Annotated in this window: 17 protein-coding genes and 1 rRNA gene; 14 read left to right on the top strand and 4 right to left on the bottom strand. The window is 38.3% G+C overall.

Translation table 11 applies throughout. From position 1 onward, the window contains the following. The first annotated feature begins 21 nt into the window (after positions 1–21). The 5 genes from fabL (at position 22) to G4Z05_RS09035 (ending at position 4134) form a co-directional block, all read left to right on the top strand. Positions 22–771, top strand: coding sequence for an enoyl-[acyl-carrier-protein] reductase FabL (gene fabL, locus G4Z05_RS09055; RefSeq protein WP_163251652.1), 750 nt, complete (start codon positions 22–24; stop codon positions 769–771). 75 nt (positions 772–846) lie between these two features. Next, positions 847–1059, top strand: coding sequence for a gamma-type small acid-soluble spore protein (locus tag G4Z05_RS09050; RefSeq protein ID WP_163251724.1), 213 nt, complete (start codon positions 847–849; stop codon positions 1057–1059). Between the two features lie 166 nt (positions 1060–1225). Beyond that, positions 1226–1483: a YgaB family protein gene (locus tag G4Z05_RS09045; protein WP_163251650.1), complete on the top strand. Its 258-nt coding sequence runs from the start codon at positions 1226–1228 to the stop codon at positions 1481–1483. A gap of 161 nt (positions 1484–1644) precedes the next feature. Beyond that, complete coding sequence (gene ntdP / locus G4Z05_RS09040) at positions 1645–2175, top strand: nucleoside tri-diphosphate phosphatase (protein WP_038539952.1); 531 nt, start codon at positions 1645–1647, stop codon at positions 2173–2175. A 189-nt stretch (positions 2176–2364) separates the two neighbouring features. Continuing rightward, positions 2365–4134, top strand: a complete 1770-nt coding sequence (locus tag G4Z05_RS09035; RefSeq protein ID WP_163251648.1) for an ABC transporter ATP-binding protein — start codon at positions 2365–2367, stop codon at positions 4132–4134. Positions 4135–4309: 175 nt separating this feature from the next. Here the strand turns inward: G4Z05_RS09035 and G4Z05_RS09030 are convergent, their stop codons facing one another. The 3 genes from G4Z05_RS09030 to G4Z05_RS09020 form a co-directional block, all read right to left on the bottom strand. Further along, positions 4310–5380: an FUSC family protein gene (locus G4Z05_RS09030; protein ID WP_163251646.1), complete on the bottom strand. Its 1071-nt coding sequence runs from the start codon at positions 5378–5380 to the stop codon at positions 4310–4312. 199 nt (positions 5381–5579) lie between these two features. Then, entirely contained in the window at positions 5580–10049 is a 4470-nt protein-coding gene (locus tag G4Z05_RS09025) for a glutamate synthase-related protein (protein WP_163251644.1), read from the bottom strand. A 297-nt stretch (positions 10050–10346) separates the two neighbouring features. Beyond that, the gene (locus tag G4Z05_RS09020) at positions 10347–11642 is read right to left on the bottom strand and encodes a glutamate-1-semialdehyde 2,1-aminomutase (RefSeq protein ID WP_276207636.1); all 1296 of its coding nucleotides are present in this window, start codon (positions 11640–11642) and stop codon (positions 10347–10349) included. A 169-nt stretch (positions 11643–11811) separates the two neighbouring features. Here G4Z05_RS09020 and G4Z05_RS09015 point away from each other — a divergent pair, with 169 nt between their 5' ends. The 7 genes from G4Z05_RS09015 to perR all read left to right on the top strand — a co-directional run bounded on the left by G4Z05_RS09015 (position 11812) and on the right by perR (position 16852). Next, positions 11812–12825 carry an ABC transporter ATP-binding protein gene (locus G4Z05_RS09015; RefSeq protein WP_163251640.1) on the top strand — a complete coding sequence of 338 codons (1014 nt, stop codon included), beginning with the start codon at positions 11812–11814 and terminating at the stop codon, positions 12823–12825. Then, the gene (locus tag G4Z05_RS09010) at positions 12818–13609 is read left to right on the top strand and encodes an ABC transporter permease (RefSeq protein WP_163251638.1); all 792 of its coding nucleotides are present in this window, start codon (positions 12818–12820) and stop codon (positions 13607–13609) included. Before G4Z05_RS09015 ends, G4Z05_RS09010 begins: the two co-directional genes overlap by 8 nt. A gap of 6 nt (positions 13610–13615) precedes the next feature. Beyond that, positions 13616–14401: an ABC transporter permease gene (locus tag G4Z05_RS09005; protein ID WP_163251636.1), complete on the top strand. Its 786-nt coding sequence runs from the start codon at positions 13616–13618 to the stop codon at positions 14399–14401. A 107-nt stretch (positions 14402–14508) separates the two neighbouring features. Continuing rightward, on the top strand, positions 14509–14907 hold the full coding sequence (locus G4Z05_RS09000) for an ion channel (protein ID WP_338036754.1): 399 nt from the start codon (positions 14509–14511) through the stop codon (positions 14905–14907). Positions 14908–14989: 82 nt separating this feature from the next. Next, a complete protein-coding gene (bcp, locus tag G4Z05_RS08995) occupies positions 14990–15457 on the top strand; it encodes a thioredoxin-dependent thiol peroxidase (protein WP_038539972.1) in 468 nt (155 codons plus the stop codon). 287 nt (positions 15458–15744) lie between these two features. Continuing rightward, entirely contained in the window at positions 15745–16293 is a 549-nt protein-coding gene (locus tag G4Z05_RS08990; protein WP_163251635.1) for a cob(I)yrinic acid a,c-diamide adenosyltransferase, read from the top strand. Positions 16294–16399: 106 nt separating this feature from the next. Next, positions 16400–16852: a peroxide-responsive transcriptional repressor PerR gene (perR, locus tag G4Z05_RS08985; protein ID WP_163251632.1), complete on the top strand. Its 453-nt coding sequence runs from the start codon at positions 16400–16402 to the stop codon at positions 16850–16852. A 302-nt stretch (positions 16853–17154) separates the two neighbouring features. Here the strand turns inward: perR and G4Z05_RS08980 are convergent, their stop codons facing one another. Beyond that, on the bottom strand, positions 17155–17505 hold the full coding sequence (locus G4Z05_RS08980; RefSeq protein ID WP_038539980.1) for a YgzB family protein: 351 nt from the start codon (positions 17503–17505) through the stop codon (positions 17155–17157). Between the two features lie 151 nt (positions 17506–17656). Here G4Z05_RS08980 and G4Z05_RS08975 point away from each other — a divergent pair, with 151 nt between their 5' ends. Together G4Z05_RS08975 and G4Z05_RS08970 are read left to right on the top strand one after the other, a co-directional pair. Continuing rightward, entirely contained in the window at positions 17657–18532 is an 876-nt protein-coding gene (locus G4Z05_RS08975) for a nucleotidyltransferase-like protein (RefSeq protein ID WP_163251630.1), read from the top strand. 272 nt (positions 18533–18804) lie between these two features. Beyond that, positions 18805–19148 (top strand): 16S ribosomal RNA (locus G4Z05_RS08970); the annotation flags it as partial.

Here is a 19148-nt window from a genome sequence, read left to right as displayed (position 1 = left end):
GAGTTAGAAAGGAAATGAAAAATGACGCAAAAGGTAGCATTAATTACCGGCAGCAGTCGAGGAATAGGAAAGGCGACTGCCATCAAGCTTGCAGAAGCTGGATATGATATTGTTATTAATTACGCACGAAGCAAAAAAGGTGCATTGGAAACAGCTGAGCAAGTTGAAGCTTTGGGAAGAAGGGCATTGGTTGTTAAAGCCAATGTTGGTGATGTTAACAAAATTAAAGATATGTTTGCACAAATTGAACAGGAATTTGGTCGTCTAGATGTATTTGTGAATAATGCAGCATCTGGTGTGCAGCGTCCAGCGATGGAATTGGAAGAATCGCATTGGGATTGGACATTAAATATTAACAGTAAAGCTTTATTATTTTGCGCTCAGGAAGCTGCCAAATTAATGGAAAAAAATGGTGGAGGAAAAATTGTAAGTATCAGCTCTCTAGGTTCCATCCGTTATTTGAAAAATTACACAGCAGTAGGTGTTTCGAAAGCAGCACTAGAAGCATTGACAAGATATTTAGCGGTTGAGTTAGCACCTAAAAATATTGTTGTAAATGCAGTATCCGGAGGAGCGGTTGATACCGAAGCACTGAAACATTTTCCAAATCGGGAAGAACTGCTACAAGAAGCAGCTGAGAAAACTCCAGCCGGCCGAATGGTCGAAATTGATGATATGGTTAACTGTGTCATGTTTTTAATTTCCGATCAATCAAGTATGATCAGAGGGCAAACCATTATTGTTGATGGAGGTATTTCTTTACTCGTCTAGTTTTTCATCTTAATTTAAATTTTTTTGGATAATCTCCACAGGGAAGGGTAAATTAATCCCGTGGAGGTGATAACAATGGCAAACAATCAACAACAACCAAACAAAACTACTGCTGGAACTAACATCCAAGAAGTAAGACAACAAAACGCACAATCAGCAACTACAGGTACTACTGGTAAATTTGGTACTGAATTTGCTGCTGAAACAAACGCACAAGAAGTTAGAAAACAAAACCAAGCTGCTGAAGCACGTAAAGGCCAAAACGCTGGTCAATTTGGCCAAAGCTAATTAACCATACTTAAGAAAAAGGCGCTCCATCTCGGAATGGAGTGCCTTTTTCAATTCTATGGTACAAAAAAGACAAAATATCCTTTCATTCAACATAAGTAGTCAAAGGAAAAAAGAAGATCTGAAAGAATACATAGTATAGTAAATTTTTTAGGCGGTGAAGGGAATGGATCACTTTAACAAACTAGTTTCAGAGCAAATGGTTACGATGGACAAATTATTATATCTTCAATCTGAACTTGAGCGTTGTCAAAAAATCAAAGCCGAACTACAAGCATTACAGAATGAGACAGACCTTGAGAGCATTCAATCAGATATTCAAAAGATGAAAAAAGAATTAAAAGAAATTCAATACATTTTTGAAAAACAAACGGAAGAGGTTATTAATTCTTATCGAGAAATGAATATAACGACTGCTTTATAGTGTTTTTTTTCAAAGGGCCATGGAAATAATGGCTCTTTTGTTTTAAATTCTGTGTTCAACCGTTATAATAATAGAAAAAAGGAATTTACTTTGTTGCCTTTTGTCGTAATGAATGGAAAGATTAGGTTGCAAAGCGTTCGGTAATGAAGGTAGGGGAGAAAATGGGCGTACCCATCGAAGGTGAACCAATACAAATACATAGCTATAAACACAATGGGCACATCCATCGCGTCTGGGAGGAAACGACGGTTTTAAAAGGAACACAGAATTTGGTCATTGGCGGAAATGATCGGACTCTTGTAACAGAATCAGATGGAAGGACATGGATAACTAGAGAACCGGCCATTTGTTACTTTCATTCTCAGCATTGGTTTAATGTAATCGGAATGATTCGAGAAGATGGAATTTATTACTATTGCAATATTAGTTCACCTTTTATATTTGATGGTGAAGCATTAAAGTATATCGATTATGATTTGGATATTAAGGTATATCCTGACATGACCTTTCATTTGCTCGATGAGGATGAGTATGAACGCCATCGCCGGGAAATGAATTACCCGGACGTGATTGATCAAATTTTAAAAAGAAATGTGGACAAACTCATTCAATGGATCAGACAGAGGAGTGGCCCTTTTGCCCCCGATTTTATCGATATTTGGTATGAAAGGTATTTAACATACAGACGATAATTGAATGTAGGGGAAAATGCCTGTTGAGAGAGTCAACAGGTATTTATTTTTTTGATAGGAAAAGAAGGGTTAAGATATTTGGCGGTGAGTTAACCATTGGTTAAATAACTTTCTTGGCCATTAAATCATTTATATCTAGTGCGGTGCAAAAGGAACAGTTAAGTTATTTAGGAAGAGGGGGGACTGTCTGTGAGCAGTATCCGAAGATACCTTCAATTTGTTAAACCATATCGTTGGCAAATCATAGCCACAATAATTATTGGGATTATTAAATTCTCCATTCCTCTCATTATTCCGATGTTAATTAAATATGTCGTGGATGACATTGTTCAAAATCCAGAACTAATCCCGGATGAAAAAATAAAAAAATTATTATTTATTTTAAGTATGATGTTCATTATTTTTGTTATCCTTAGGCCACCTATTGAATATTATCGTCAGTATTTTGCACAATGGACATCTAATAAAATTTTATATGATATTCGGAATACGATGTATAGGCATATTCAAAAGCTCAGCTTTAAATACTATAGAAACAACCGTGCAGGGGAAATCATCTCTCGTGTGATTAATGATGTAGAGCAGACAAAAACTTTTGTTGTAACAGGATTAATGAATCTATGGCTCGATGTTGCTACCATCATTATTGCTATTTTTCTCATGTTTTCTTTAGATATAAAACTAACATTTGTCTCGATTTTGCTTTTTCCTCTTTACGCTTTCTCAATCAAATACTTTTTCGGAAATTTGCGTAGGCTAACAAGAATACGGTCTCAAGCACTTGCTGATGTGCAAAGTTATTTACATGAAAGAGTACAAGGGATGCCAGTCATAAAGAGCTTTGCCATCGAAAAACATGAACAAGCTCTGTTCGACAAACAGAATCGAAATTTTTTGGACAAAGCGCTAAATCACACTAGCTGGAATGCCAAGTCATTTTCCGCAGTCAATACTATTACTGATATTGCTCCATTAATTGTGATTGGTTATTCAGCTTATTTGGTCATACAAGGGCAACTTTCATTAGGAACTATGGTTGCGTTTTTTGCTTATATTGACAAGTTATATAATCCACTTAGAAGATTGGTTAATTCTTCTACTACGATTACACAGTCTTTTGCTTCTATGGATCGGGTTTTTGAGTTTTTGGATGAAAAATATGATATTACGGATGAAAAAGACGCGATGGATTTGAAACAGGTAAAAGGGGATATTATTTTTGAGAATGTTTCCTTTTCCTATCATGAAAAAGAGGATTTGGTTTTAAAAAATATTAATTTACATGTGAAAAAAGGGGAAACCATAGCACTTGTTGGTATGAGTGGTGGAGGAAAATCAACGCTAGTAAGTTTAATTCCACGTTTTTATGATGTGACAGAGGGGAGGATCCTCCTTGATGGAATGGATATTCGGCGTTTTCGTGTCCAATCTCTAAGAGACAAAATCGGTGTGGTTTTCCAAGATAATTTTTTGTTTAGTGAATCAGTTAGGGATAATATTCTATTAGGAAAACCAGACGCAAGTGAGGAAGAAGTAGTTCGAGCGGCGATTGCGGCAAACGCTCATGAATTTATTACACAGTTGTCAGAAGGATATGACACAAAAGTCGGTGAAAGAGGTGTGAAGCTCTCTGGTGGTCAAAAACAGCGGATTGCTATTGCTCGTGTGTTCTTAAAAAATCCGCCAATCTTAATATTAGATGAGGCGACTTCTGCTCTTGATTTAGAGAGTGAACATTTCATCCAAGAGGCATTAGAAGAATTAGCAAAGGATCGGACGACTTTTATTGTTGCTCATCGCTTATCGACGATTACTCACGCTGACCGAATTGTTTTGATCGAACATGGACAAATTGTGGAGATAGGTACACATGAGGAATTAATGGTAAAAAAAGGGAATTATTATCAATTATTTCAAGTTCAGCAATTGGAAAGTAGAAAAGAGCAAGCACCGTGCTAAGCCATAAAAGGGTCTTCGAAAGACATTCCATGAGTTGAAAACATACATTTTCATCAAAACGTAAGAGGGTGTTCCTAAAAGTATAATTTTAGGAACACCCTCTTTTTGGTTATTTTCTCCCTTGTCTGTTGATTTCTGTTGTAAAATTTAGCTTTTTATCAATGTGCAAGGAAGACTATTGATTCTCTTCAATGCACATTTCGTCGTGATGGTAGTAATGAAAACTCGTAATCAGCACATCGAGATGTTCTACTTGTTCTGAATAATCAATAATCGCCGAAACAATTTGCATCGTATGGAAAAGATGTGGATTATTTTGACCATACATTTCACTTTGATAGGCTAAAAAGAAATCATATAGTTCCTTTTTATTAATGGTTACTTTTTCTTCTTGATTAGAAGGGGGAGTAGGCACTTTTCCAATAAATCTCAGCATCAGCTGCTCGTGGAAATAAATAAGATTATCCACTTGTTCTTGTAGTGCTTGCCTAAACTCCTCAGGAAGCATTAATACTTCGTTTTCAAATCGATGTAATTTTTTTAATGTATTTAATCCTTTATTGGCCGTTATGATCATCTGCCGGTAAATTACCAGTTTGCGGGATTTTTCTAAATGTTTCTTTTTGAAATAGCTTCGTTCTTCCTTATACATCGAATAAAATTGCTCCATCGCTTTCACACTGTCTCTTAATTTTTCAATTTCGGTTTTGAGGAGCTGATGGTCGAAGTCTTGACGAGTGCTTAAGCGAATCCATTTAATAATCTTTTCTGTCGTTTCCACAATCTTTTGGTAGAGTTTGTTTTCATATTTAGGGGGCATAAATACAAGGTTTACAAGGAAAGCAGAGAATACCCCTATCATAATAGTGGAAAATCGAATCCCAGCAAATTGTATGAAATTTTCAGCAGGTGTTTCCATGATAGAAATTAAAGTAACTAAAGAAAGTCCAATCGTGTTTTCCAGCTTCAGTTTTAAATTAAGTGTAATCACAAGAATTGCAGCTAAGCCTACGACAATAAAATGATTTCCTAATAGTAATACACAAAAAACTGCTAGTAAGGCTCCGATGATATTGGATTGAATTTGTTCAATAATGGTTAAATAAGACCGATAAATGGTCGGTTGTATCGCAAAGATCGCGGCAATTGCTGCAAAAACTGGTGAAGGAGAATTTAGCAACTGAGCCAGATAAAGTGATAAAACAATTGCTATTCCCGTTTTAAAGATGCGGGCACCTAACTTCATGTTATTAAAAATCCTTTCGAAATTTACATTTCATCATTAATAAACAACTAAGTACTATACATGGATTAAACCATATAATCAAGTGAAATTTTATGTAGAAATGATAAATTTTTTGTTAAGTTTTTGAAATGTATCTTACATGAAAAAAAGCATCCGCCAATTGAATGCGGATGCCAAAAAAGGAACCTATTAAAGGAAATTATTCAGTTGAAACGGATGGGTCGGCTTGCTCTTTAACTGGAACAATCTGCACAAAGTGCTTCTCTGGTGCCTGAATTAAACATTGCAGCTGCTCAGCTTCTTCGGCCTGACCATTAGATTCTAGTAAATTAGCATATTTTGTTAATAGTTCAAGAACGTCCTGTTTGCCTTTTTCATTTAATTCTTCAATAGATACTTTAGCACCTTTGGCAATTCTTCTCTCAATAGCTTTTTTCGTTAACCCCATTTCAGGCTGTTGACGAATATAAACGACACCGCCAGTCATACCTGCACAAATCCATGGACCTGGATCCCCGAGAACAAGGCCTCGCCCGTTAGTCATGTATTCGAATGCAAATCCTTTAATATTTGCATTCGAACCTATATTTCCATTTTCATTTTCAGGGATAGGTTTTACCAATTGACCGCCAATGATCATGTCTGCACCAGATAAGCGGATGCCGGCACGAGCATCTGCGTTTCCTTGAGCAACGAGTAGACCACGTTGTGCTCCATAACCAAATCCTTTACCAACAGACCCGTTTACATATTTGCCATTTTTTCCTTTTGCTTTAAGAACATGAATACTTCCACCATAAGATGTTTTACCAACGCCGTCTTGACCACCACCATTTACGGTGATCTCGATTCCATCACTGTTGTAGGCACCAAGGCCGTTTCCAGGAATGGAACCTTCCTTATACTTAAGCTGAACAGGAGGAAGCTGCCTATAAGAGCCGTCCAAACGGCCACGCACGCGGTGGCAGGAAACACGGCTTCCCAATACACGCTGATTGGATGTGACACTGACAAATTCCCTTGAAGATTGAAGTTGATCTACACTTGCATCTAAATATTCCGCACCGCAAGCCACTTGCATGAGTACTTCCAATGTAGATTTTGAATCTTCCATTTTTGCAAATTGGCTGATGAATAATGGTTTGAGTAAATATGAAAGGTTAAGCTGTCCTTCACCTTTCACCTGTTCTAATAGATCGGAACGTCCAACAGCATCTTGGAGATTCTTAATTCCCATTGAAGCAGCAATGGCTTTTAATTCTTGGCCAAATGCGCCAAAAAGGTTTACGATTCCTTGTACCGCTTTATCAAATTGACGTGGTACAAATCGGCGGAGCCCATGTTCTTTCGCCTGTGCTTCTGATTCAATTTGAGTCGCGATACCAACATGGCAGGTGTCTAAGTGACAACCACGACATGTCGTACAGCCGATAGATAGCATTGCCAATGTACCAAAACCGACACGGTTGGCTCCAAGTAGCATAATTTTCATGACGTCCATGGCACTTTTTATACCACCGTCAGCCCATAGCTCTACTTTATGGCGTAATCCACTCTCCAATAGAGCGTTATGAGCTGCTTTTACTCCGATTTCAACCGGTAGACCAACATGTTGCAGAGCATGGATTCTGGCAGCACCAGTTCCACCGTCAAATCCACTTAATGTAATAATATCTGCACCAGCTTTTGCGATACCAACTGCAATGGTTCCAATGTTCGGAACGACAGGTACCTTAACCGCAATTTTTGCTTGGTCATTGGCTGTTTTCAATTCAAGGATCATTTGGGCAAGGTCCTCAATCGAATAAATGTCATGGTTATTTGATGGTGAAATTAAATCGGAACCGAGCGTCGCATTCCGTGCAGCTGCTACCTTTGCTGTTACCTTTGAACCAGGTAAGTGACCGCCTTCACCAGGTTTTGCCCCTTGGCCAATCTTAATTTCTAATAGATTAGAAGAGTTTAATAGCTCAGCATTGACACCAAATCTACCAGATGCTACTTGTTGACCGCGGGTGCGTGGATATTTGCCAAGCATATCTTTGATTTCTCCGCCTTCACCGTTTAGACTCACCATGTTTAAGCGGTCTGCCCCTTCTGCATAGGCACGGAAGGCAATCTCATTTTGCGAGCCAAATGACATGGAAGAAATGACAAATGGCAAATCATGTTCTCCTACACGAATGTCGACTTCCTCAGGTGATAATGGCTTTTCACTCTGTTTCAATCCAATTAAATGGCGAATTGTTGTTGGATTCATTGTTTCTTGCTCTGTAATCTTATCGCGGTACACACCATAATCTCCAGTACTTGCTAACTCGCTAATGGACTTCCAAATACGTGGGAAAAGATGGAAGGTTTTTCCGATTCGTTCTTTTTCATTATGGAAATCTTCTGCTCTTTTCAAAGCATCTTGCTTCATTGCTTCAAAGTCGGTCTCTATTTGATCGGAACCAAAGAAGTTGATGATATTTAAAACTTTAGCAACCTCTTCATGTAACCCTATGCTTGAGAATAGGCGACCATACCCGCGGAGTTCATGGATTCCAATGGTGGATATTACTTTTTCTAACCCTTTTGTTAAAGCACTGTATAAATTGATTAATGGTTTTTCCGTCTCACCTAGAACAGTCAGGAACATATAATAAGGACTGATTAAATCTGCTCCTAAGCCAAATACAGTAATGATGTCGTGTAAAGAACGAATGGCTGCTGAACGTACTAATAATGAGCAATCTCTTCTTAACTCTGCTTTGACTAATGCCTGATCAATGGCGGATGTCACTAGATGTGGGTCAATCCAATAGGCCTCTTCTTGATGAGCTTTACTATCATCTAAAATGAGCAAGCTTTTACCTGATTGGACTGCTTCGACTGCTTCATTTGCCAATCGATCAAGCGCCTCATTTAACGTCTCATCTTTAGAAAATGTCATTGAAAGATAGGTAGTCAATTTACGTATTTGGAAAAACTGCACGACTTGATCGAAACTTGGCTGTTGCAGGGTTGTCGAACAATTGTATCCTGCTTTTCCTTCTATAAGTAATGGGGTGGTTAACTCTATTACGGTTTCAGCGTCTTTGTTCGTAAACAAGTCAGGACGTTTTCCGATGATGACACGGGTAGAGAAATGCTCTGTTTCTCGCTCGCGGTCAATTGCAGGATTCGTGACTACAGCTACGCTTTCCTTAATATAATCAGCAATGTTGACACGTTCTGGATTTAAAGCGGCAAGCGGCGCGTCATGACCGAGTGAACGAATAGGCTCCACACCTTTTTCAGCCATTTGCTCGATTAATTGGATATGGTCTCTCTCCCATCCAAATGCCTTATATTGGCCATTATGAAGTTTATCCGGATATTGCATAGTTACAGTTTTTTCAAGAGAAGGTGGTGTTAGGCGCAGTCTCGATCCACTAAGATTTAATCGATTGGAAAAACGACGATAGACTTCATTTTGATATTCGGTATGTTCGTAAACATCAAGCACTTGGCCATTCCATTTAAAGCCCACCTTTTCACCAGGTGCTAATGGCTTTGGATCATTTACATACTCGGTTGTTGGAATAATTCCCGGTTCAGACGAGAAGAGGTATGAGGTTTCCGTTTCGAGCATCCAAAGTGGTCGAAGTCCTAAAGCATCCACGCTAAACACAGCTTCATCAGCATAGCGGGATACGATACCGGCCGGACCTTGGGCAAAGTGCCCCCATCCTTCACGGAGATAAGTATATAAATCTTGTAAATGATCTGGATATGCTTTGATTTCATTGATGATAGGCGGGAACAAAAGGTCCATCACTTCAAATAGGGTATAGCCATCTCGACAAATGAACGTTTCCATTGTCCGGCTTAGGTCTTGTGAGTCACTGCCGTCTTTTACAAGAGGCACACCAATCATTTTAGCTTCGTCACGAAGCTTGGCAATGGTGTTAATTTCTCCATTATGACCAAGGACGCTGAAAGGCTGTACCCGGAAAAAGTTTGATAGTGTATTTGTCGAATATCGGTTATGTCCAAGTGTCATTGTCGAAGCCACGAGCGGGTTGGCTAAGTCGTTATAATAACGCGGAAGAATATCTCCGGCTCCCATAACTTTGTAGACGACATGGTTTTGACTTAATGAGGCAACATGAACATGCTCATTTTTCTCAAAATCTATTAATGTTTCAAAAAGGACCTTGGTTAGTTCTTGCCCTTTTTTGTCAGAAAGACAAGCAAACTGCCAAAAGACAGGATTCTCCTGAATGGCAATTGGACCAAGGGCAGTTGGGTCTGTAACCTGATCTGTCTCAAATATTAGTTCTAATCCATGATTTTTAATTTTCGTGATTAATTCCTGTTTTGTAGTTTTCCAATCTGATTTTTGGCTAACAAAAACATGGCCGACAGCAAATTGTTCTTTCTCCACGAGAGAAGGATTTAGATCTGCTTGAACTAATTTCTCTTTCCAAAGTGCAACTGGAATATCGATATGAATTCCAACACCGTCGCCCTCGCCATTAATAAAACCTGCACGGTGGTTCATCGTTACAAGGGCGTCAATACAGTCAAAAATATTTTTCCTTGTTGGGATTTTGTGCTTTTCAAGGCAAGCGACAATCCCACAAGCATCATGTTCCTGCTTATGGAAATCTTTGAAAATAGCTGGGGTCCATTTTTCTGTCATGTTATGGGCTTTTCGAGGTATTCCTCAGTAAGCCACTTCACCTCCTATGATAGATTAATTGCGAGTAGTATTGTGAATTGGATTTGACACTTTAATGAGGCATAAAATTAAAGAATGGAAAAATAATAAATTTATATTATCATATGAATTTTCGGAAATCAAATAAATATTCAAAAAAGTGGATGAAGATAGGAATGAGAGATAGAAGGAGAAGCCTAAAATTGCAAGCGTTTTCATTTAGGTTATAAAGAAAAGGGAGTGATTTTTCACTCCCGAATTTGCATAAAAAATGTATATTTATTCCGGTTTGAGTGCGGAGAATGCATTTCTTACTGCATGTAATGTAGCTTCAACATCCTCTTCTGTATGAGCAATGGTAAGGAACCATGCTTCATATTTGGAAGGGGCGAGATTAATTCCTTGGTGGAGCATTAATTTGAAAAATTTAGCAAACATTTCACCATCAGTATTTTCCGCCTGCTCGTAGTTTTCTACTTTTTCATTTGTAAAGTAGACTGTTAAAGCACCTTTTAAACGATTGATTGTAATTGGAATATTGTATTCTTTGCTAGCTTCAAGAATTCCCGCTTCAAGAATGGCGCCAAGACGGTCGAGATGCTCATATACACCTTCTTGTTGCAAAACTTCCAGGCAGGCGATACCGGCAAGTATGGAGGCGGGATTTCCAGCCATCGTTCCTGCTTGGTAAGCTGGGCCAAGAGGGGCTACTTTTTCCATAATGTCTTTTCGACCACCATAGGCACCAATTGGAAGGCCACCGCCAATAATTTTTCCTAGTGCCGTTAAATCTGGTTTAACGCCGAGTAAATCTTGGGCACCACCGTACATAAAACGAAATGCTGTAATGACTTCATCATAAATGACTAAGGCTCCGGCTGCATGAGTTAGTTCATTGACTTGCTCTAGGAAGCCTGGCTTCGGTTCTACAATCCCGAAATTTCCTACAATCGGTTCGACTAATACAGCAGCGACTTGGTCACCCCATTTATCTAAAGCTTCTTTAAATGGTTCAATATCATTAAATGGTACGGTAATCACTTCTTGAGCGATTGATTTCGGGATGCCGGCAGAATCCGGTGTGCCTAGAGTCGAAGGGCCTGATCCTGCTGCTACTAACACAAGGTCGGAGTGGCCGTGATAGCAACCGGCAAATTTAATGATTTTGTCGCGGCCGGTATAGGCACGGGCCACTCGGATAGTGGTCATAACAGCTTCCGTCCCAGAGTTGACAAAACGAACCTTTTCAAGGGAAGGGATTGCTTCCTTAAGCATTTTGGCAAATTTGACTTCATGTGGGGTTGGTGTTCCGTAAAGGACACCTGTTTCAGCTGCACGCTTAATGGCTTCGGTAATGTGTGGATGAGCATGACCAGTAATGATAGGTCCATATGCTGCGAGATAGTCGATGTATTGATTGCCGTCCACATCCCAAAAGTATGCGCCTTGCGCACGTTCCATAACGACTGGTGCACCGCCACCAACAGCTTTGTAAGAGCGAGATGGGCTGTTTACGCCTCCAACTATATGTTCCAATGCTTCCTTATGTAACCGTTCTGAATTCGTAAATTGCAAGGTAATTACCTCCTTATTGTTCTTATCCATCTATTTTAACACGTTTTTCCTGTTTTAACTTTTTGACAATTCCCTCAGTGGGACATATTGTGCAGGACGTTTGTCTTCTCCTTCCCATTTAGCTAAACTATTTCATTAGGGTATGCATCAAGGAGGTGCTTGAAAAACGATGAATGCCATTGAAGTAAAAAACTTACGAAAAGAATTTAAAGCCTATTCCAGCCGATCAGGTTTAGCGGGAGCGTTTCGAGATCTTTTTACAAGAAATTATAAAATCATTCCTGCCGTAAACGATATTAACTTTACCGTTAAGCAAGGAGAAATGGTTGGTTATATTGGTGAAAATGGGGCAGGGAAATCTACAACCATTAAAATGCTTACGGGGATCCTTACGCCAACTTCAGGTGAAATTACCGTTAATGGAATGAATCCTCATAAAGAGAGGGAAAAATTTGTTCAGACAATTGGGGTTGTATTCGGCCAGCGTTCCCAATTGTGGTGGGATATTGCTGTTCAGGAATCCTTTCGTCTACTGAAAAAAGTATATAAAGTATCTGATGAGCAATACAACAACCATATGGACCATGTGATTAAAACTCTGGATATTGAACCACTGCTCGATAAACCAGTTCGTAAACTATCACTCGGTCAAAGAATGAGGTGTGAGCTGGCGGCGGCCCTTATCCATAATCCGCCTTTACTGTTCCTTGATGAACCGACAATTGGCTTAGATGTCTTGGTAAAACTAAAAATCCGGGACTTTTTAAAAGAAATAAACGAAAAGTATAACACCACCATTCTTCTAACCACCCATGATTTATCTGATATTGAAGCCTTGTGTGAACGCGTCATTATGCTTGATGAAGGGAAAGTCATCTATGACGGGGCACTGAAAAAGTTAAAAGAGACGATGGATGACGGAAAAGAAGTGCAGTTTCAATTCCTGCAAAATGTCGACCTCACTCAAGTCACTGCTTTAACAGCAGGTATGCCGGTGAAATGGGAGCTCAATGAAAAAGAACAACTTTTTACCGCCTATATTGAGGATCAAGATGAACTGATTTCGCAACTGATTTCAAAGGTGGTTTCTGCTTATAAGATTAAAGATATTAAAATTAACGAAACCTCTACAGAAGAGTTGATTCGCAATATTTATGAAAAGGGTGCGGTTGAAGTTGGATAAATATTTGGAAATGATTCGAATCCGGTTTTTAATGATGCTTGCTTACCGGACCAATTACTACACTGGCATTCTCATCTATAGCATTAATATCGGTGCTTATTATTTTTTGTGGTCGGCCATTTATGGTTCTAAAGAACAGATTCAAGGGCTTTCAGTTACACAAATGACTACCTATGTGGCCATTTCATGGATGGCTCGTGCGTTTTATTTCAACAATCTCGATCGCGAAATGGCTATGGAAATTAAAGAGGGAAGAGTAGCTGTAGAATTAATCCGACCATACAACTATCTTGGGATGAAAACCATGCAGGGACTAGGAGAAGGTATTTTTAGATTGATTTTTTTCTCTGTACCTGGTTTTATACTGGTCTATTTACTTTTCCCTATTCAATTATCTTGGAAACCAGATATTTGGGCGCTTTTCGCTGTCTCTATCCTCTTAAGCTTTTTCATCAATACGGAGTTGAATCTATTAACCGGAATTACCACTTTCTTCTTATATAATAATACAGGCCTTATTAGGGCCAAGCGTGTAGTGATTGATTTGTTTTCCGGCCTTCTCTTGCCAATGAGCTTTTTCCCTGGCTGGGCACAGGAAGTCATGAGATATTTGCCTTTTCAGGGAATTAGTTATATCCCAAGTATGATTTTTACTGAAGGGTTTACTCACCATCAGGCTTTTGAGGCGATCGGCCAGCAATTCCTTTGGGTTATTCTTTTATTTATTCCCATTCGTTTGATATGGTCAATTGCTAAGAAACAGATAGTCATTCAAGGGGGATAAGTGGCCATGTTTTATGTAAAGATATTTTTCCAATACATGTCACAATATATAAAAACTAGGCTCCAATATCGAACTGATATTTTTGTTGAATTTTTTTCAGATTTACTTTCCCAAGCGATCAATTTGATTTTTATTTTGGTGGTATTTGGCCATACTCAATTTTTAAATGGCTGGAACAGGGATGAAATTATTTTTATTTATGGGTTTTTCTTGGTGCCTTTTGCTGTCTTTTCCGCCTTTTTTAATATTTGGGATTTTAATGAACGGTATATTGTTAAGGGGGAACTAGACAGGATTTTAACAAGGCCGATCCATAGTCTATTTCAGATTATATTAGAACGAATGGAGCTTGAAGCCCTTTTAGGTGCTATTACAGGACTCGCGGTTATGCTCTATGCTGGTTTACATCTTCATATAAATGTCGAATGGTATGATCCGCTACTCTTTATTTTTTTCGTCATTGGTGGTGTGTTAATTTATGGCGGAATCTTTATTATGTTGGCTTGTATCAGTTTTTGGGCAGATGCACGGACTTCGCTCATGCCAATGATGTATAATATTAGTAATTATGGGCGGTATCCGGTAAATATTTATAATCACATTATCCGCTTTGTATTAACTTGGATATTACCATTCGCATTTGTCGGTGTTTATCCTGCCGCATTTTTCTTGGAAAAACAAGAATGGTTTTGGTATTCCTTTTTAACACCTGTAATGGGCATAATTTTCTTTACTATTTCCGTGATTCTCTGGAATCAAGGGATTAAACGATATCGCGGAGCTGGGAATTAATAAACCAAATTTATTATAAAAATAATGATGGGCAGATGGGACGGTTTGGATATTTTCATGGTCAAGCCGGCATAGAAATAGAATAACCCATATCGAATTAGAGGTGTGTGTTATTGATCTATTTCCTATTGCCCATCGTTATTTTTTGCATTTTTATGAGTATCCGTACTTTATTCATTCCAAATACGATTAAAGGGAAGATTGTTTCCATTGATAATTTTTTTTATTTATTGACGCTTTATTTGACTGTAATAATCGGCTTTGGCTTGATTTACTTAATATTTGAATTAATCGGTTTAACTGTGCTTCTTGAGGTGAATCCCGAAAATCGAAATAATCCCTTTGAATCCAGCTTTTATTTTAGTGCCATGATGTTGTTTTCAGTTGGAAATGGGGATGTCATTCCTCATGGAATCGGCCGATTAATTGCCGCCGTGGAGGCATTAATTGGGTATACTTTACCAGCAGCTTTTGTGGCAAAAGTATTTTTTGATAGGGAAAAATAAAATGGATTAGGCAGAATAGTTGTATTCCTCCAAATCTTTGGTTAGGCTGTTGATAAAGAATGACCATACTGGAGGGATTGAAATGACAGTAGAAGTTGGAAAGCAAGCCCCAGATTTTACACTAACAGCCCATAATGGGGAGACAGTAACTTTGTCCAATCTTAAAGGGAAAAATGTTGTGTTATATTTTTACCCAAAAGACATGACACCAGGTTGTACGACTGAAGCATGTGACTTTAGAGATCAATATGAACAGTTTGCCGAATTAAATGCTGTGATTTTGGGAGTCAGCCCGGACCCTGTTGAGCGCCACCAAAAATTTGTAGATAAATATGGACTACCGTTTTTGTTGCTTGCAGATACAGATCATCAAGTTGCTGAAGCTTACGGTGTTTGGAAACTAAAGAAAAATTTTGGGAAAGAATATATGGGAATTGAACGATCTACTTTTATTATTGACAAGGAAGGCATCATTGTAAAAGAATGGCGCAAGGTTCAAGTAAAGGGTCATGTAGAAGCAGCTTTAAACTATATAAAGGAAAACCTTTAAGCCTATTTTTATCAGTAAAGGCATTTGTCCAATGCATAAAAACTTTCATTGAATATCATTTTATTAGGGCATACCTCCTCAGATTATTTTCGGGCCAGTAAGTGGCCCCTTTTTTATGCAGTAAATTTCTAAATGCAACCATTCGATGATATGATAAAAGAAAATATAATAAATGGAACGGGCTATTTTGTCATGTAATGAGAATCATGACTGATAACCATTTTCGCTGAATCTTTAACAAAGCATGTTGAACCTTATCTTTTCTTAAAACAAAGGGGGAGTTATGGGTGAAAATTTACACAAAAACAGGGGATAAAGGAACAACCTCTCTCATTTATGGTCAGAGAGTGGCGAAAACGGATGTTCGTGTCGAAGCGTATGGCACATGTGATGAAACCAATTCCATGATTGGTCTGGCTTTAAGTCATTTAAAGAAGGAAAATTTTCAAGGGAAAGAAATAATTGAAAAAGTATATCATAAAATACAAACAAATCTATTTCATGTAGGAGCAGAGCTAGCTACACCAAAAGGGAAAGAAGTAAAATGGAAGCTTGGTGAGGCAGACATCGAGGAAATGGAAAAACAGATCGATGAATGGGATGCAGAGCTCCCAACACTAACGAATTTTATTTTACCAGGCGGTCATCCAGCTGGCGCAGCATTTCACGTTGCCCGGACAATGGCGAGAAGAGCAGAAAGATGCGCTGTTGCTTTAGAGGATGTTAATCCATTAGTTTTGGCTTTTTTAAACCGTCTATCTGATCTATTGTTTGTAACGGCACGCTATGTGAATTATCAGTTAGGAGAAAATGAGCAAACATTGCATAGTAAGTAATATTAACAAAATGTTTATGCGGCATCATATTGACAAAACGACAAATTACTTAGTAAACTAATTATAACAATTATAAAGTAATAATATTTTTTGAAAAGTGAGGTGCATGACGATGAATCAGTTAAAAGAAGCGTTGGAGACCTTAAAGGAAACAGGAGTACGCATTACTCCACAACGTCATGCGATTCTTGAATATTTGATAAATTCAATGTCACATCCTACAGCAGATGAAATTTATAAAGCTCTTGAAGGGAAATTTCCAAATATGAGTGTGGCAACGGTTTACAATAATCTACGCGTATTTCGGGAAGTCGGCCTTGTAAAGGAATTAACCTATGGCGATGCTTCCAGCCGTTTTGATTTTGTCACATCCCATCATTATCATGTAATCTGTCAAGACTGTGGGAAAATAGTGGATTTTCACTATCCAGGTTTGGATGAAGTAGAGCAACTGGCCACTCATGTGACTGGCTTTAAGGTATCTAACCATCGTATGGAAATTTACGGTTCATGTCCTGAATGTACGGCAAAAGAAGAGAAAAAAGAAGTACAACATTAATATCTAAAAAAGACTGATTTGAGGAAAATCAGTCTTTTTTAGATTAAGGAAAGATCTTATCGACTTCTTGAAACGTCGAACAAAAGCGTTCCATTGATTTATATCCTTTCGCTCCCAGCCTTTAGACAGTCAAATATTCACCTTTAATTTGTTTGGATGGAATAAAAAAGTAGGCTTTGGCAGCAAATGCATCATATGTCCAAAAGTTATAATTTTTTTGGAAAATGAATACCGTTACCAAAGAGTTTTCGCATTTGGGATATTAAAAAGGATGAATGGGCAAATGCCGCATCATCCTTTTTTTATTTTCTAGATTTTTTATTATAGGATTCATCAAACTCTTTTCCTTCAAGTGTCGGATCAAGAGTTAGAGGCTCTCTACAATACATACACATGTCCACACGGCCAAGCATTTTTGTCGTTTTCCCACAGCCAGGACATATTACTTGAATCGTCCTAGTTGACAGCATGCCGATCCAAAAATAAACAATTGTGCTGGCGATAATAAAAAGTAGACCAAGGATCATAAAAATGGTCATAATAATTGGTGAGGTACGGAAATAGATACCCCCATACATAACAATAAACCCAATGAAGATTAACGATAAAGCAAAAGAGCGGATTTTATTTATTTTACTAGAATATTTCGCCATGGTCTCACCCTCCTAGACAAACTATAACACAATCAAGCTGGGAGAAAAATAAAACTGTGGCCAGATGTCGAATTTTGTCTGAAAATCTAGCAGGAAATTTTAGCGCGTTGTCGAAGTAATATTGCTATCGAGAAAATTGGAGGTTGGATTCATGGAGGATATTCTTCGGCCCATCTATCAGGAAAGGGCTAGCCAACTAAATACTCTAGGAGTTTTATTGGTTGAAAAAAAACAAAAGTCAGCTCAAACCACAGATTTTTTTGATGTCATCTTACTTGTCATTGTCAAAGAAGCAGATCAGCCTGTGTTTATAAAACATTATTCTTACGATGATAAAAAAGCGGCCATGCATGTTGTAACGGAAGAAAAACTACAGCAGTGGCTGTTGTTGGGAACCAACAGAAAGATCTTTGAATGGATAGAACATTCCAAAATTATTTTTGACCGAAACGAATTTGTTGCTCATTTAAAAACAGAGTTACGCGAATTTCCTTTTAATGGACGGAAAATCAAAATGGGTCTGGAATTTGCGAAGTTAATCCGCCGATATGTTGATGGCAAAGCATTTTTTGAAAGCAAACAATACTTGGATGCTTATAATCATGTTGTGCATTCCTTGCACCATCTTGCAAGATTAGCCATTATTGAGCATGGATTGCATCCAGAGTTGACCGTTTGGCAGCAAGTAAAACAAATTGAACCGGAAATTTATAAATTATATGAGGAACTTGTAAATAGTGAAGAAACACTAGAGAAAAGATTGGAGCTCTTATTTCTTGCCAGTGAATTTTTAATTCACTCGAGAGTCCATATCGGGACCTCGCATTTATTAAATGTGCTAAGTCGCAAAGATTATTGGATGTTTAATGAAATCATGACAGAAAAAGAATTGCTTCCTTATTCCGTAGATTTGTCTGTCTTAATTGAATATTTAATTGATAAACATCTAATTGAGGTCGTTAATCTTGAAACAAAAGGTCAGGGTGTTTACCACCGATGTTATAGGTTAAATAAAAAAACATTATAAAAAATTACAAAAAAACTATTGACCTATAATGAAATACTTGGTATATTAATAACCGTCGCTGCGATACAGTTAAAAAACACAAGTTGCAGTTGACGGTTGATTTTTTTAAAAAAAATAAAGTGTTGACAACAATGAGCACTTTATGATAAATTAAAAAAGTCGCTCTTAACAAAATTGTTCTTTGAAAACTAAACAACCAAAAACGTCAATAAATCACAATATTCGTTTCTATCGAAACGAAGCCAACGTTAATTTTATGAGCTAATCAACTTTTTTTGGAGAGTTTGATCCTGGCTCAGGACGAACGCTGGCGGCGTGCCTAATACATGCAAGTCGAGCGGACCAATAGAAGCTTGCTTCTGTTGGTTAGCGGCGGACGGGTGAGTAACACGTGGGCAACCTGCCTGTAAGACTGGGATAACTTCGGGAAACCGGAGCTAATACCGGATAATTCATCCCCTCGCATGAGGGGATGCTGAAAGTCGGTTCACGCTGACACTTACAGATGGGCCCGCGGCGCATTAGCTAGTTGGTGAGGTAATGGCTCACCAAGGCGACGATGCGTAGCCGACCTGAGAGGGTGATCGGCCACACTGGGACTGAGACACGGCCCAGA

The organism is Neobacillus thermocopriae (assembly GCF_010975035.1).
GTDB lineage: Bacteria > Bacillota > Bacilli > Bacillales > Cytobacillaceae > Neobacillus > Neobacillus thermocopriae.
Note: the sequence above shows the minus strand (reverse complement) of the source record. Positions and strands in the feature narration are given on the sequence as shown.

Excerpts from the sequence above, each read along its gene's own strand:
- G4Z05_RS08980 (WP_038539980.1), bottom strand. The coding sequence starts at position 17,505 with ATGGCGAAATATTCTAGTAAAATAAATAAAATCCGCTCTTTTGCTTTA.
- G4Z05_RS08975 (WP_163251630.1), top strand. The coding sequence starts at position 17,657 with ATGGAGGATATTCTTCGGCCCATCTATCAGGAAAGGGCTAGCCAACTA.
- perR (WP_163251632.1), top strand. The coding sequence starts at position 16,400 with ATGACGATGAATCAGTTAAAAGAAGCGTTGGAGACCTTAAAGGAAACA.
- G4Z05_RS09005 (WP_163251636.1), top strand. The coding sequence starts at position 13,616 with ATGTTTTATGTAAAGATATTTTTCCAATACATGTCACAATATATAAAA.
- G4Z05_RS09015 (WP_163251640.1), top strand. The coding sequence starts at position 11,812 with ATGAATGCCATTGAAGTAAAAAACTTACGAAAAGAATTTAAAGCCTAT.
- G4Z05_RS09030 (WP_163251646.1), bottom strand. The coding sequence starts at position 5,380 with ATGAAGTTAGGTGCCCGCATCTTTAAAACGGGAATAGCAATTGTTTTA.
- G4Z05_RS09045 (WP_163251650.1), top strand. The coding sequence starts at position 1,226 with ATGGATCACTTTAACAAACTAGTTTCAGAGCAAATGGTTACGATGGAC.
- bcp (WP_038539972.1), top strand. The coding sequence starts at position 14,990 with ATGACAGTAGAAGTTGGAAAGCAAGCCCCAGATTTTACACTAACAGCC.
- G4Z05_RS09050 (WP_163251724.1), top strand. The coding sequence starts at position 847 with ATGGCAAACAATCAACAACAACCAAACAAAACTACTGCTGGAACTAAC.
- fabL (WP_163251652.1), top strand. The coding sequence starts at position 22 with ATGACGCAAAAGGTAGCATTAATTACCGGCAGCAGTCGAGGAATAGGA.
- ntdP (WP_038539952.1), top strand. The coding sequence starts at position 1,645 with ATGGGCGTACCCATCGAAGGTGAACCAATACAAATACATAGCTATAAA.
- G4Z05_RS09025 (WP_163251644.1), bottom strand. The coding sequence starts at position 10,049 with ATGACAGAAAAATGGACCCCAGCTATTTTCAAAGATTTCCATAAGCAG.